Source organism: Phyllobacterium sp. K27 (assembly GCF_054796155.1).
On record NZ_CM139240.1, the window covers coordinates 806,295 to 819,588 of the forward strand.

Consider the following 13,294-nt stretch of genomic DNA (forward strand, 5'->3'; position numbering starts at 1 on the left):
ATGGCGCCAATTTCTTTGATGCAATGTTCTGCGCATTTGAGTTGTGTAGAAGCCTGATAATCCTCTCGTCATATCCCCTTTCACATTGCGAAAAGCTGCCATTGCCTATTAAGTAGCAGCAATGGGGTTTTGGTCAAAAAATGAACAATAAGGGGAATGATGTGAAAACAGTTTTCAAACTGGGCCGCAGGGCCTTTATCGGGCTGGTAGCTGGCGCCGCCATGACAATGGCCGCTTTCGGACCGGCGGCAGCTCAGGATAAAATCAAAGTGGTCGGGATTTACACCGTCCCGATCGAGCAGCAATGGGTTAGCCGGATTCATCTGGCGCTGAATGCGGCCAAAGAACGTGGCGACATTGACTATTCCTACTCAGAAAATGTCTCCAATACGGATTATGAGCGCGTGATGCGTGAATATGCCGAACAGGGTGCCAACCTGATTGTCGGAGAAGCGTTCGGCGTTGAAAAGCCTTCGCGCGCTGTTGCAGCCGAGTATCCGGATATCAAATTCCTCATGGGCTCTTCGCTGCCGCCTGTAGAGCCGAACTTCGCCACTTTCGATAATTTCATTCAGGAGCCTGCCTATCTGACCGGTCTTATTGCCGGGGCAAAGACCAAGAGCAATATCATCGGACTTGTCGGGGGCTATGCGATCCCGGAAGTTAACCGGCTGATGAATGCCTTTATTCAGGGCGCCAAGGAAGCCAATCCTGACGTCAAGTTTCTCGTGACCTTCATCAATTCCTGGTATGATCCGCCCAAAGCCAAAGAAGCGGCGTTTGCGATGATCGATGCCGGTGCAGACATCATGTATGCGGAACGCTTCGGCGTATCGGATGCAGCCAAGGAGCGCGGCGTACTGGCCATCGGCAATGTGATCGACACATCCAAGGATTATCCCGGGACGATTCTTGCCAGCGCACTTTGGCATTTTGAGCCAACGGCCGATAAGGCGATTGCGGATGTAAAGGCGGGCAGCTTCAAAGCCGCTGATTTCGGAATATATTCATTCCTCGGTGCGGGTGGCGGCAGCATCGTCGTCGACGAAAAGCTTGCAACGCCGGAATCGGTCGCGACGGCAAAGGCAAAGGAAGCCGAGATCAAGGCGGGGACGCTGAAGATCGAGATCAACGACGCAGAGCCAAAGTCAACGAAATAGGATAATCAAGGCAGACTATAACGCATTGAAGAAGGTGGATTGATTGCACAGTTTGTGCTGCGTGGTTCGCCCTTCGACAGGCTCAGGATAGCGCACCATGAGGGAGGTGGGTTGATTGCGTGGATAATCGCGACTGTTGCAAATCATCGCTTCTTGCCAAACACCACCTTCCTCATGGTGAGCTTGTCGAACCACGCATCATGTGTATGCCAAGGATAATGTGGGAAATGGATATGACGCAATCAAAAGAGCTTGCGGAGAATGGCTCTGTCGTTCTTTCTCTCGACAATATCACCAAGCGCTTCGGTTCTCTGGTCGCCAATGATGATCTGAGTCTTTCCCTCAAACGCGGCGAGATACTTGCGCTTCTGGGCGAAAACGGGGCTGGCAAAACGACATTGATGAATGTTCTCTTCGGGCATTATGTGCCGGAAGAGGGAGCGATACATATCGCGGACGATTCAGGCATTCTGCATGAGTTGCCGAAAGGCTCTCCGAGCGCTGCTCTGGATGCCGGTGTCGGCATGGTGCACCAACATTTTACATTGGCTGAAAATCTGACGGGTTTCGACAATATTGTGCTCGGTACGGAATCGCTATGGCAGATCTGGCGCAGCCGGAGTGCTTTACGCAAACGCATTGAGGCAATCATGCGGGAAAGCGGGCTCACGGTCGATCTTGACGTAAAAACCGCGCAACTGAGTGTTGGTGAAAAGCAGCGTATCGAAATACTCAAAGCGCTTTACCGCGATGTGCGGGTTTTGATCCTTGATGAGCCGACAGCAGTCTTGACGCCGCAGGAAGCGGATGGGCTTTTTGTTATTCTGCGTCGGCTGGCTGCAAGCGGGCTCGGCGTTATCTTCATCTCGCACAAGCTTGGTGAAGTGCTGGCGGTTTCGCACCGGATCGCGGTGTTGCGGGGCGGCAAGAAGGCCGGAGAGTTGATGACGGCTTCGGCGGATAAACGTTCGATCGCCGATATGATGGTCGGGCGCGCAGTACCGCCATTGCAGCGCAAAGCATCGCAGATTGGCGCAACAGTGCTTGAGTTTGATCATGTATCGCTGAAACGCGGATCAGTGCGTCAATCGCTGAGTGAGGTTTCCTTTGCCATCAAGGCAGGTGAGATTGTCGGTCTGGCAGGTGTGTCGGGCAATGGCCAATCGGGAATCGCGGCTTTGGTTTCAGGACTGGAGACAGTCGATAAAGGTGCGGTGCGGCTCTACGGCAAGCCAATGAAAACCGACGATCCGCGCGCTCTGGTTGCGGCGGGTGTCGCCCGCATGCCGGAAGACCGGCAGCATGATGGCGTAGTCGGGTCCATGTCCGTGGCCGAGAATATCGCGATAGAGGATTTGCACAGCAAAGAATTTCAAACCGCCGGATTTATCAACCACAAGGCCATGCGCCAAAGGGCAGGCGATGCCATTAAAGCCTATGACATACGTTGCCAGGGGCCGGATGCACAGGCGCGGCTCCTTTCGGGCGGCAATATTCAGAAGCTCATTCTGGCCAGGGTGCTGGAACGCTCGCCCAAAGTCATCCTCGCCAATCAGCCGACGCGGGGCCTCGATATCGGCGCGCAAACAGAAGTTCACCAACGCATTCTTGCTGCGCGGGATCGCGGTGCTGGTGTGCTTTTGATCTCGGAAGATCTCGACGAGTTATTCGCACTTTCCGACCGGCTGCTCGTGATGCATACGGGGGAGGTAACAGATGCAGGCCCCGTCGATGGACTGGACCGCGGATCAGTGGGAATGATGATGGCAGGACATGCCGTACAGGTGGCGCCGTGATGAGGATATCGTTGCAGCCTCGTGACGCTGTTTCACTCAATGCGCGCATCGTCATTTCCGTTATCGCTGCCCTTGCCGCATTTGCACTGGTGGCTGTGCCGGTGAGTTTTGCGGGCGTGTCACCGCTCACAGCCTATTGGCTCATGTTCAAGGGCTCCTTTGGCTCAATGTTTGCATTTTCCGAGACCCTGACACGGGCAACGCCGCTCGTTTTGACCGGCCTTGCCGCTGCCATCGCGTTCCGTGCCAAGCTCTGGAATATTGGTGCGGAGGGGCAACTTTATGCTGGTGCACTGGCGGCAGTTGGCGTCGGCAGCGGGCTTTTGTCACTGCCGGGGCCATTGCTGATACCTGCTGTCATCCTCGCCGGGTTCATCGCCGGTGGCTTGCTGATGATTGTTCCAGCATTGCTGAAACTGCGCTTTGGTGCCGATGAAGTCGTGGTGACACTGCTGCTCAATTTCATCGTTATTCTCTTTGTTCAAATGTTGATAGAAGGGCCGATCAAGGACCCGCTTGCGCTTGGCTGGCCGCAATCGGTGCCATTGGCCGATGCGGCGACCTTTCCCAAGCTCTTTGCGCGTATGCGCGTCCATGGTGGGTTGATCATCGGCTTGGTCGCAGCACTCCTGTTATGGATCATTGTTTCCCGGATGGTCCTCGGGTTTGAAATCAGAGCTGTCGGTGAAAACAAGCCAGCGGCGCGCTTTGCCGGAGTGCCTGTCAATGCGACTGTGCTGAAAGTGGCTTTGATCTCCGGTGGGCTTGCAGGTCTGGCAGGGGTGAGCGAGGTGGCCGGTGTCAAAGGCTATCTATCAGCCGACCTGTCGCCCGGTTTTGGCTATTCCGGCATTGTCGTTGCCATGCTTGCAGGGCTTCATCCCCTTGGCGTTGTGCTTGCGGCGCTGTTTGTGGCAGCGGTCTTTGTCGGTGCGGATTCCATGAGCCGCGCGACGGGTGTGTCCAATTATCTTGCTGATCTGGTTGTCGCGCTGTCGCTGCTTTGTGTTCTCGTTGGTGGATTTTTCCTGCGCTATCGCCTGAAGTTCGAGCGGAGCGCGCCTCCTGTGCAGGCTGGAGAATAGAATGGACATTCTCGATATCCTGCTGACTGTGAATTTCTGGGCGGCAGCCATCCGCATCGCCACACCATTGATTTTCGGTGTGCTCGGAGCCCTGCTCTGTGAGCGTGCGGGTGTGCTCAATCTTGGCATTGAAGGTATTTTTACAGCGGGTGCCATGGCCGGGTGGATGGCGGTCTGGATGGGCTGCGGTCTATGGACCGGCGTTCTGGTTGCAGCGCTGGCCGGAGCGATCTTTGGATTGCTGCATGCGATCCTGACAGTGGTTCTAGGCCTGTCGCAACATGTTTCCGGCATTGGCATAACGCTGCTGGCGACCAGTCTGGGGTACTTCACCTATCGCACGGCATTGCCCAATGTTTCGACGCCGCCGCGTATCGTTCCGTTTCAGCCGCTTGATATCCCGGTTCTTTCCGATATCCCGTTTATTGGTCCGGTGCTGTTTCAACAGACAGCCTTGACGCTCCTGGCTTTCGTGCTGGTCGGGGTGGTCGCGTGGCTGCTTTACCGCACGCCGCTCGGCCTTGCGCTGCGGGCAGTTGGCGACAATCCATCCTCAGTGGAAGCGCAGGGGCTTTCGGTGCGCGGCTTGCGCATAGGTGCGGTAATTGCCGGGTCTTCCTTGATGGCGCTGGGCGGCGCGTTCCTTACAATGTCCGCCTTTGATGCCTTCTTCTTCGGCATGGTCAACGGACGCGGCTGGATATGTATTGCGCTTGTCGTTTTCGCTTCTTGGCAGCCGGGAAAAGCGCTGCTCGGTGCCTTGTTGTTTGGCGCATTTGATGCGTTTCAGATCAGGCTGCAAACTGAGGTCGGTGCATTCGTTCCGGGGCAGGTCTTTTTGATGATGCCCTATCTTCTCTCCATTCTGGCGCTGGTTCTGGTCGCCCGCAAGGCTGACTATCCCCGCTCTTTGCTGGTACCCTGGTTCAAGGGCCAAAGATAAAGGTTTCCCTATGTTCGATATGAAAGTAACCAATGCAACTCTGCCCGACGGGCGTACAGGCATTGATATTGGCGTAAAGTCAGGGCGCATCGCGGCGGTGGAAACCAATCTGGGCGGTGAAGCGGGTGAGGTGATTGACGCTAGCGGTCTTCTTGTCTCGCCGCCCTTCATTGATTGCCATTTTCACATGGATGCGACTCTGTCGCTTGGCCAGCCCCGTTTGAATGAAAGCGGGCGATTGCTGGATGGCATTCAAATCTGGGGTGAATTAAAGCCGCTTCTGACCCATGAGGCTGTGATTGAACGCGCAATGCGTTATTGCGATCTGGCGGTCACGCAGGGGCTTTTGGCCATTCGCACCCATGTCGATATTTGCGATGAGCGTCTGCTCGGCGTCGAAGCACTACTTGAGGTGAAAAAGCGCGTTGCTCCCTATATTGATTTGCAGCTGGTGGCCTTTCCGCAAGATGGATATTACCGCTATCCGGGTGCCATTAATCTGCTGAATCGCGCTCTGGATTTGGGTGTCGATGTTGTTGGCGGAATTCCGCATTTCGAACGTACAATGAGCGATGGTGCGGCAAGCGTTCGGGCATTGTGCGAAATCGCTGCCGAACGCGGGTTGATGATTGATCTGCATTGCGACGAAACCGACGATCCGCTGTCGCGCCATATCGAAACCCTGGCCTATGAAACGCAAAGGCTTGGTCTTGGCGGTCGCTCGACCGGATCGCACCTGACTTCCATGCATTCCATGGACAATTACTATGTCAGCAAGCTCCTGCCTCTGATCGCCGAAGCTGGTGTCGCTGCAATCGCCAATCCGCTGATCAATATCGGCATTCAGGGCCGCCATGACACCTATCCCAAGCGCCGGGGAATGACGCGAGTTCCCGAACTTCTGGCCCATGGCGTCACTGTTGCCTTCGGCCATGATTGCGTGATGGACCCTTGGTATTCGCTCGGGCACGGCGATATGCTGGATGTTGCCAGTATGGGGCTGCATGTCGCACAGATGACCAGTCGCGACGCCATGCGCCAGTGTTATGCTGCGGTGACGACGGAACCTGCCAAGATTTTGAATCTTGAAGGCTATGGGCTTGATGTCGGCTGCAAAGCGGACATGGTATTGCTACAGGCAGCCGACACGATTGAGGCCATTCGCCTGAAGGCAAGCCGCCTTGCGGTTATCAAAGGCGGCAAGGTGATTGCGAGAACACCGGCAAAGGTCAGCACGCTCGATCTTGCGGGCAGGCCAGCAGAGGTCGATCCGGCAAGCTACGCGCCACGGCTGGCATAAGCGATAATCTGTCTTTGTCTTCGAATATGTGTAGACAAAAGAAACTCTGCCTGCCTATCATATGGTCAGATATTCACCTGCCAAAAAAATAAACAAAGGGGTTCTGCCGCCATGAATTTCAAAAAATATCTCGCAATCGCGTCTGCCGCTTTTGCACTCTCGTCAACACCGGCACTTGCGGAAACCGCGGTTTCGGTCGGGCTTTCCGGTTGGACAGGTTTCGCGCCGCTGACGCTGGCAAAGCAGGCTGGAATCTTTGAAAAAAACGGTCTTGACGTAACGCTGACAAAAATCCCGCAGGCCAGCCGTCATCTGGCACTTGCTTCCGGCGATGTTCAATGTGCCGCGACCACAGTGGAAACCTGGATTTCCTGGAATGCCAATGGTGTGGCGACGAAACAGATTTTCCAGATGGACAAATCCTTCGGCGCGGATGGCATGGTGGTGCGCGGTGATGTCAACACAATTGCCGACCTGAAGGGCAAATCCGTTGCGGCCTCAGCGCCCGGCACATCCCCCTATTTCGTCTTGGCTTGGATGCTGAAGAAGAACGGCCTTTCGATCAAAGACGTCAAGGTGGTCAATATGGAACCCGGACCGGCGGCACAGGCTTTCGTGGCCGGCCAGAACGATGCGGCCATGACCTATGAGCCCTATCTTTCTACAGTTCGCGCTGCGCCCGACAAGGGCAAGATCATAGCCACCACGCTGGATTATCCGGCTGTGATGGATACTTTCGGCTGCACGAATGAGTTTCTGGAGAAGAATCCTGAAGCTGCAAAAGCACTGGCTAAAAGCTATTTTGATGCGTTGGCTTTGATTGCTTCCGACAAGGAGAAGTCATTTGAAATCATGGGAGCAGATGTAAAGCAGTCTGGTGAAAAATTCGCAGAATCTGCCCAATATCTGAAATGGCAGGATCAGGCGGCAAACAAGGTCTTCTTTGACAAGGAGTTCATGACCTTCTCCGAGGAAGCCGCAGATTTGCTGCTTGAAATCGGCATTATCAAGAAGAAGCCCGATCTTACAACGATTGTAGACACCAGCTTCATACAATAATCAGGCTTGCGTGGAGGGCGGGCATTGTCCGCTCTCCATCATCGCCAAGGGGACTTTATGTTTAAGCCATTACAGCCCATCGGGGCGCAAGCGCGGATACTGCTGGGTATCCTGTTTTTCATTCTTTTTGTCGGTGGCTGGTCTATAGCGACATTTGGTGGCTTTGTATCAAGCACCTTTCTTGCCGACCCACTGACCATGGTGAATGATGGCTGGATTTTACTGTCGGAGCAGAACTTTCTCTATGATATCGGCATGACGATCTGGCGTGTTGTCGGCGGCTTCATCATCGCGGCCATGATCGCCGTGCCGCTTGGCATTGCGATGGGGGCCTACAAGCCGGTCGAAGCGCTGCTTGAGCCATTTGTGTCTTTTGCCCGTTATCTCCCGGCTTCGGCTTTCATCCCGCTTCTCATTTTGTGGGCGGGTATTGGCGAATTGCAAAAGCTGCTGGTGATCTTCATCGGTGCTGTATTCCAGATCATTCTCATGGTTGCCGTGGCCGTTGCCAATACAAGACGCGATCTGGTCGAGGCGGCCTATACGCTCGGTGCCAATGACCGGGGTGTGGTCAAGCGGGTGCTGATTCCTGCCAATGCGCCCGATGTGGCGGAGACATTGCGGCTGGTTCTGGGCTGGGCATGGACCTATGTCATTGTGGCTGAAATGATCGGCGCGTCGTCCGGCATTGGATATATGATTATCAATAGTCAGGCACTGCTTGCAACCGGCCAGATCATTTTTGGCATTATCGTTATCGGTATTATCGGCTTGATCTCGGACTTCCTGTTCAAGTCGGTTAATCGCCGCCTTTTCGCCTGGAGGCTCGCATGAGTACGCTGGTCATCAAAGGTGTCAGCCGCGTATTTCCAGGTGTTCGCGGCGGCCAGCCGGTGCAGGCGCTGCAATCGACGGATCTGACTGTTCCGCATAATGATTTCGTATCCATTCTGGGACCATCCGGCTGCGGAAAATCCACGCTTTTGCGTATTGTTGCGGGGCTCGACCGGCCGACGACGGGCACTGTCACGCTCGACGGCAAGGAGGTGAAGGGTCCCGGCGCAGATCGCGGTGTCGTGTTCCAGTCCTATACGCTGTTTCCCTGGCTGACGATTGAACAAAATATCGGCTTCGGCCTGACAGAGCGCGGTGTCGGTGCAAAGGAAAAAGCCGAAATCGTTGCGTCTTATATCGACAAGGTTGGGCTGAAAGGGTTTGAGAACCATTGGCCGAAGCAATTATCCGGCGGTATGCAGCAGCGCACAGCCATTGCCCGTGCCCTGGCCAATGATCCGAAGATATTGCTTTTGGATGAACCTTTCGGAGCACTGGATAACCAGACGCGCGGGCTTATGCAGGAGCTGTTGCTCAGCATTTGGGAGCGGGAACAGAAGACGGTGATCTTCGTCACGCATGATATTGAGGAAGCGATTTTTCTGGCGTCACGTGTGGTCACGATGTCAGCGCGACCGGGCCGTATCAAGTCGATAACCCCGGTCCCACTGGGACATCCGCGCCATTATACGGTAAAAGCCGCACCGGAATTTGCCCAGATGCGGCTTCAATTAACCGAAGAAATCCGCAGCGAAGCAATACTCGCCGCTGTCGAGCATTAGAGCGTTTCAGGGCTATTCTAAGTAGCTCGCCTGAACATGCGTGCAATGGCGATCAGAATACAGGCTCCGATAAAGCCCGCAATGAGATAACCCAGCCAGCCTGTAAGCCCGACGCCGACCAAGGAAAGGATTGCGTTGGCGACGATTGCGCCGACGATCCCGAGGACGATGTTCATGATGAGACCCATATTGCTCTTCATGAACATTTCTGCAAGCCAGCCCGCAACACCACCGATAATGATTGCTGCGATCCACCCGATTCCGGCATTTTCCATAATACTCTCCATTTCGTTTATTCCAGTTGAGTGAACCCGGAAGCGGGCTATTGGTTCCAACCGCGCCAGATATTTGCACTTCGTCTGCCCATAATTTTCGCTCCTGCCTAAAAATGCATCAGAAGCGGCGGCGGTCAGCCGAGATGCTGGATCGTGCAAATGGGGCTTCAACGTTGAAAAGCACTTTCAAAATACCCCGGTTAATATGTTTCTAAAATAATTGCAGTCCGCTCATGCAAATTGGCACGCTGTTTGCATTGTTAATCCTATCTGCGAACGGTGCCTTCGGGTGCAGGTCGCAACCGGATTTGCACAAACAATATGAGAGAAACGGAATGGCAAAATATAAACTCGAATATATCTGGCTCGACGGTTATTCCCCTGCGAATCTTCGTGGCAAGACGCTGATCAAGGAATTTGATGCATTTCCGACGCTGGAACAATTGCCGCTTTGGGGCTTTGATGGAAGCTCGACAATGCAGGCAGAGGGGAAAAGCTCCGATTGCGTGTTGAAGCCAGTTTCCGTCTATCTCGATAGCGAGCGCAAGAATGGCGTCCTCGTCATGTGTGAAGTCATGATGCCCGATGGCAAGACACCGCATCCTTCCAACACCCGCGCAACTATTCTCGATGATGAAGGCGCCTGGTTCGGCTTCGAGCAGGAATATTTCTTCTACAAGAACGGCCGTCCGCTCGGCTTCCCTGAAACTGGTTTTCCTGCTCCGCAGGGCCCATATTATACAGGCGTCGGCTACAGCAATGTTGGCGATATTGCCCGCAAGATCGTCGAAGAACATCTCGATATCTGCCTGAATGCCGGCATCAACCATGAAGGCATCAATGCCGAAGTGGCCAAGGGCCAGTGGGAATTCCAGGTTTTTGGCAAGGGCTCCAAGAAGGCCGCCGATGAAGTCTGGATTGCGCGTTACCTCCTGCAGCGCCTGACAGAAAAATACGGCATCGATATCGAATATCATTGCAAGCCGCTCGGCGATACTGATTGGAACGGTTCGGGCATGCATGCCAACTTCTCCACCACCTATATGCGTGAAGTCGGCGGCAAGGATTACTTCGAAAAGGTCATGGCTGCATTTGAGCAAAATTGCGCTGCTCACATCGCTGTCTATGGACCGGACAACCACATGCGCCTCACCGGCAAGCATGAAACCCAGTCAATCCATCAGTTCAGCTATGGCATTGCTGATCGCGGTGCATCGATCCGTGTTCCGCACAGCTTTGTAAACAATGGCTACCGCGGCTATCTGGAAGATCGTCGTCCGAATTCGCAGGGCGATCCATACCAGATCGCTTCGCAAATCCTGCGGACAATTTCTGAAGTGCCGGAAGATGCGGAAGAAGTTCTGGCCGCTTGATCTGGTTTGAATGATTTGAAATGGCGCAGGCATCAGCTTGCGCCATTTTCTATTTGGCGGTGCAGATCGTGGTCTATCCGATCGGTTGGCCCGTCTATTTCCCCGGTTAATTTTGGTCTGCCTGTTGACCTCGATAGGTGTGCTGCGCTCTTATGAGAACGTTCCGGTTCTCCCGTGCCGCAAGGCCGGGAGCTAAGAGGGAAGCCGGTGAAATGATTTTCACCAATGCCGGCGCTGCCCCCGCAACTGTAAACAGCGAGTTGCTGTCGCCTGAACCTGTTCAGGCAAAAGGTCACTGGGATTTCCCGGGAAGGCCAGACAGCAATACTGACCTGTGAGCCAGGAGACCTGCCGAAACATGATGAACGTCCACGGGCGGGGTGTCCCGGTGTGTCGCTTGCAATGGTTTGCCGCAGGCTGACTATCTGCAATCTTCGCCCTTGCCCCTTGCCCCCTAACAATCGGGGTTAAGCATGTCACTCGGCGCCAACACAAATCAATGCAGCAATCCGCAAGCCGTCAATGCGTCAAGCGCACCGGAAGACGTGTTTCTTGCGTGGTTGCTTTCCCGGCCTCGCGGCGCAGATCTTATCGCCGCTGCGTCGAACGAAATCATCAGGCTTGAAGCCTGTGCCGGCAAACATGCGGGCGCGAAACGTCTCCACGCGCTGTTCTGTGGCTTGATCGAAGAAATGCAGGGATTGCAGCCTTCGCAAGTTTCGCGTGTGTCCCAGTGAAGCGCAAAGTGCTGATCATCGGAATTGGCGCTGGCAATCCTGACTATGTGACCATACAGGCCGTCAATGCGCTCAATCAGGTGGATGTGTTCTTCATTCCCGATAAGGGAGCCGAGAAAGAGCAGCTATCCCGCATTCGCCGGGAAATCTGCGAGCGGTTCATTACCGATCCTGATTATCGGATGGTGGATTTTGAAACACCGATACGTCAGAAACCTTCCTCCACATACCGTGCGAGCGTGACAGATTGGCATGACAAGGTGGAGGCGACCTATGAGCATCTGCTGATGGAGGAGCTTGGCGATGATGAATGCGGTGCTTTCCTCGTCTGGGGCGATCCATCGCTTTATGACAGCACGATCCGCATTCTCGACCGGCTGAACGCCAAGGGAAGCTTTGAGCTGGACTATGATGTCATTCCAGGAATTACCAGCATTCAGGCGCTGACGGCGAGACATAAGATCGTGCTCAATCGCATCGGCGAGTCGATCACGATTACCACCGGGCGCAAGCTTGCGGAGGGTTTTCCGAACAATTCGGAAAGCGTGATCGTGATGCTCGACGGCGAGGGCGCCTTCAAAGCCGTCGAAGAGGATGTCGATATTTATTGGGGTGCCTACATAGGCACTGAGGACGAGATACTCATGTCCGGCAAGCTGCGCGAAGTGGTTGACGATATTGAGCGGCTGCGGAATGTGGCACGCGCGCAAAAAGGCTGGATCATGGATACGTATTTGCTGAAGAAGCCATATGACGAGGTTGAAGAATAGCCGCAATTATAACCCGAAGCGGTTGCCTCATGCCTTCAAAGCGCATTGGCATGACAGGCCCGGCAACCCACTCCAATAGGTGACTTGACGTAGACGGGAACAGGCGTCACCCTGTGCATGGACTTCGGGAGGAGACCATGAGAACGCAGCATGATGGCTTGCATGCCGAATATATTGAATCTGCCGTGACAGGTGATGCTGCCGCGCAGTCAGCGGTCGTTGCATCCTGGGGGCGGTCGATGCGCCTTTACGGCTTGAAGCCTGATGAGGGCACGCCGCCCAACATGCTCACAGATCAGGAGTTGCGCGAAGCGCGTGAACAGCTGGGATCGCTCATAGAAACCGCAGAAACCACGCTTGACCGGCTTTACTCAGCCGTTGGTGGTGCGGGATGTTGCGTGCTGCTGGCGGACAAGAATGGCGTTCCAGTTGATCGCCGGGGCTATGAAGGTGATGACGCTACCTTTTGCAAGGCGGGGCTTTGGACTGGCGCAGTTTGGAGCGAGGAGTGCGAGGGTACCAATGGCATCGGTACGGCGCTCGCTGAGCAACGTGCCCTGACTATCCATCGCGATCAGCATTTCCGCAGTCGCAATACAGCGCTTTCCTGTACCGTAGCTCCGATTTTCGATCATCGTGGTCGGTTAATGGCAGCGATTGACGTGTCGTCGGCACGCTCTGATCTGACAGAAGGTTTCGTTAAACTTATTGCCATGGCTGTGATGGACGCCGCCCGGCGCGTGGAGGCGGAAAATTTCAGACTGGCCTTTCCCAAAGCTCGTATCGTTGTGGCGCAGGGCGGTGATCGTGGCCATGAGCGGGCCTTGAATGCATTGATTGCAGTCGACGAAGACGATCTTGTGGTCGGCGCATCGCGTTCGGCCCGCGCACTTCTCGGGCTTACGGATGAAAGTCTGAGCAATCCGCTACCGGCGGCAAATCTGCTGGGCCAGGACACCGATGCGGAAAGAGGGTTTGCTGCTGCCGAACGCAGCGTAATACAGCGGGTCCTGCGCAAAGCGGATGGCAATATTTCCATTGCCGCGAACATGATGGGCATGAGCAGGGCAACGCTGCATCGCAAGCTTAAGCGACTTGGCTTGAGCTGAGATCTTTTCATCTGTCTCAATATTGCGACAAATCCGGCTGCTGCTTCGACTGCCGGGGATGACAGACCACG

The 13,294-nt window shown here is 54.7% G+C and carries 13 protein-coding genes and 1 riboswitch; of the genes, 12 read left to right on the forward strand and 1 reads right to left on the reverse strand.

The genetic code is table 11. The annotated features are described in order from the left end of the window. The first annotated feature begins 221 nt into the window (after nucleotides 1–221). The 8 genes from ACYJL1_RS03940 to ACYJL1_RS03975 all read left to right on the forward strand — a co-directional run bounded on the left by ACYJL1_RS03940 (nucleotide 222) and on the right by ACYJL1_RS03975 (nucleotide 8,959). On the forward strand, nucleotides 222–1,160 hold the full coding sequence (locus ACYJL1_RS03940) for a BMP family protein (protein ID WP_460897926.1): 939 nt from the start codon (nucleotides 222–224) through the stop codon (nucleotides 1,158–1,160). 233 nt (nucleotides 1,161–1,393) lie between these two features. Then, nucleotides 1,394–2,956: an ABC transporter ATP-binding protein gene (locus ACYJL1_RS03945; protein ID WP_460897128.1), complete on the forward strand. Its 1,563-nt coding sequence runs from the start codon at nucleotides 1,394–1,396 to the stop codon at nucleotides 2,954–2,956. A 5-nt stretch (nucleotides 2,957–2,961) separates the two neighbouring features. Beyond that, entirely contained in the window at nucleotides 2,962–4,041 is a 1,080-nt protein-coding gene (locus tag ACYJL1_RS03950; protein ID WP_460897927.1) for an ABC transporter permease, read from the forward strand. 1 nt (nucleotide 4,042) lies between these two features. Then, nucleotides 4,043–4,984: an ABC transporter permease gene (locus ACYJL1_RS03955; RefSeq protein WP_460897129.1), complete on the forward strand. Its 942-nt coding sequence runs from the start codon at nucleotides 4,043–4,045 to the stop codon at nucleotides 4,982–4,984. A gap of 10 nt (nucleotides 4,985–4,994) precedes the next feature. Next, nucleotides 4,995–6,284: an amidohydrolase family protein gene (locus tag ACYJL1_RS03960; protein WP_460897130.1), complete on the forward strand. Its 1,290-nt coding sequence runs from the start codon at nucleotides 4,995–4,997 to the stop codon at nucleotides 6,282–6,284. Nucleotides 6,285–6,395: 111 nt separating this feature from the next. Beyond that, nucleotides 6,396–7,343 carry an ABC transporter substrate-binding protein gene (locus ACYJL1_RS03965; protein WP_460897131.1) on the forward strand — a complete coding sequence of 316 codons (948 nt, stop codon included), beginning with the start codon at nucleotides 6,396–6,398 and terminating at the stop codon, nucleotides 7,341–7,343. Between the two features lie 57 nt (nucleotides 7,344–7,400). Beyond that, nucleotides 7,401–8,177 (forward strand): ABC transporter permease, encoded by a 777-nt coding sequence (locus ACYJL1_RS03970; protein ID WP_460897132.1) that lies wholly within the window; start codon nucleotides 7,401–7,403, stop codon nucleotides 8,175–8,177. Further along, a complete protein-coding gene (locus ACYJL1_RS03975) occupies nucleotides 8,174–8,959 on the forward strand; it encodes an ABC transporter ATP-binding protein (protein WP_460897133.1) in 786 nt (261 codons plus the stop codon). The genes ACYJL1_RS03970 and ACYJL1_RS03975 overlap by 4 nt, the downstream gene beginning before the upstream one ends. A 17-nt stretch (nucleotides 8,960–8,976) precedes the next feature. On the opposite strand, the gene ACYJL1_RS03980 is transcribed toward ACYJL1_RS03975, so the two are convergent. Next, nucleotides 8,977–9,234, reverse strand: coding sequence for a GlsB/YeaQ/YmgE family stress response membrane protein (locus ACYJL1_RS03980; RefSeq protein WP_460897134.1), 258 nt, complete (start codon nucleotides 9,232–9,234; stop codon nucleotides 8,977–8,979). Between the two features lie 335 nt (nucleotides 9,235–9,569). Between ACYJL1_RS03980 and ACYJL1_RS03985 the strand changes: the two genes are divergently transcribed. The 4 genes from ACYJL1_RS03985 (at nucleotide 9,570) to ACYJL1_RS04000 (ending at nucleotide 13,223) form a co-directional block, all read left to right on the forward strand. Next, nucleotides 9,570–10,607, forward strand: a complete 1,038-nt coding sequence (locus tag ACYJL1_RS03985; protein WP_460897135.1) for a glutamine synthetase beta-grasp domain-containing protein — start codon at nucleotides 9,570–9,572, stop codon at nucleotides 10,605–10,607. Nucleotides 10,608–10,754: 147 nt separating this feature from the next. Continuing rightward, a riboswitch (cobalamin riboswitch) is annotated at nucleotides 10,755–10,977 on the forward strand. A 103-nt stretch (nucleotides 10,978–11,080) separates the two neighbouring features. Continuing rightward, nucleotides 11,081–11,344 carry a hypothetical protein gene (locus tag ACYJL1_RS03990; protein ID WP_460897136.1) on the forward strand — a complete coding sequence of 88 codons (264 nt, stop codon included), beginning with the start codon at nucleotides 11,081–11,083 and terminating at the stop codon, nucleotides 11,342–11,344. Nucleotides 11,345–11,352: 8 nt separating this feature from the next. Then, nucleotides 11,353–12,114 (forward strand): precorrin-6A synthase (deacetylating), encoded by a 762-nt coding sequence (gene cobF, locus ACYJL1_RS03995; RefSeq protein WP_460897137.1) that lies wholly within the window; start codon nucleotides 11,353–11,355, stop codon nucleotides 12,112–12,114. 137 nt (nucleotides 12,115–12,251) lie between these two features. Beyond that, entirely contained in the window at nucleotides 12,252–13,223 is a 972-nt protein-coding gene (locus ACYJL1_RS04000; protein WP_460897138.1) for a GAF domain-containing protein, read from the forward strand. Nucleotides 13,224–13,294 lie beyond the last annotated feature (71 nt).

Coding starts and splice junctions, on each gene's coding strand:
- ACYJL1_RS03940 (WP_460897926.1), top strand. CDS start 222: ATGACAATGGCCGCTTTCGGACCGGCGGCAGCTCAGGATAAAATCAAA.
- ACYJL1_RS03945 (WP_460897128.1), top strand. CDS start 1,394: ATGACGCAATCAAAAGAGCTTGCGGAGAATGGCTCTGTCGTTCTTTCT.
- ACYJL1_RS03955 (WP_460897129.1), top strand. CDS start 4,043: ATGGACATTCTCGATATCCTGCTGACTGTGAATTTCTGGGCGGCAGCC.
- ACYJL1_RS03960 (WP_460897130.1), top strand. CDS start 4,995: ATGTTCGATATGAAAGTAACCAATGCAACTCTGCCCGACGGGCGTACA.
- ACYJL1_RS03965 (WP_460897131.1), top strand. CDS start 6,396: ATGAATTTCAAAAAATATCTCGCAATCGCGTCTGCCGCTTTTGCACTC.
- ACYJL1_RS03970 (WP_460897132.1), top strand. CDS start 7,401: ATGTTTAAGCCATTACAGCCCATCGGGGCGCAAGCGCGGATACTGCTG.
- ACYJL1_RS03975 (WP_460897133.1), top strand. CDS start 8,174: ATGAGTACGCTGGTCATCAAAGGTGTCAGCCGCGTATTTCCAGGTGTT.
- ACYJL1_RS03980 (WP_460897134.1), bottom strand. CDS start 9,234: ATGGAAAATGCCGGAATCGGGTGGATCGCAGCAATCATTATCGGTGGT.
- ACYJL1_RS03985 (WP_460897135.1), top strand. CDS start 9,570: ATGGCAAAATATAAACTCGAATATATCTGGCTCGACGGTTATTCCCCT.
- ACYJL1_RS03990 (WP_460897136.1), top strand. CDS start 11,081: ATGTCACTCGGCGCCAACACAAATCAATGCAGCAATCCGCAAGCCGTC.
- ACYJL1_RS04000 (WP_460897138.1), top strand. CDS start 12,252: ATGAGAACGCAGCATGATGGCTTGCATGCCGAATATATTGAATCTGCC.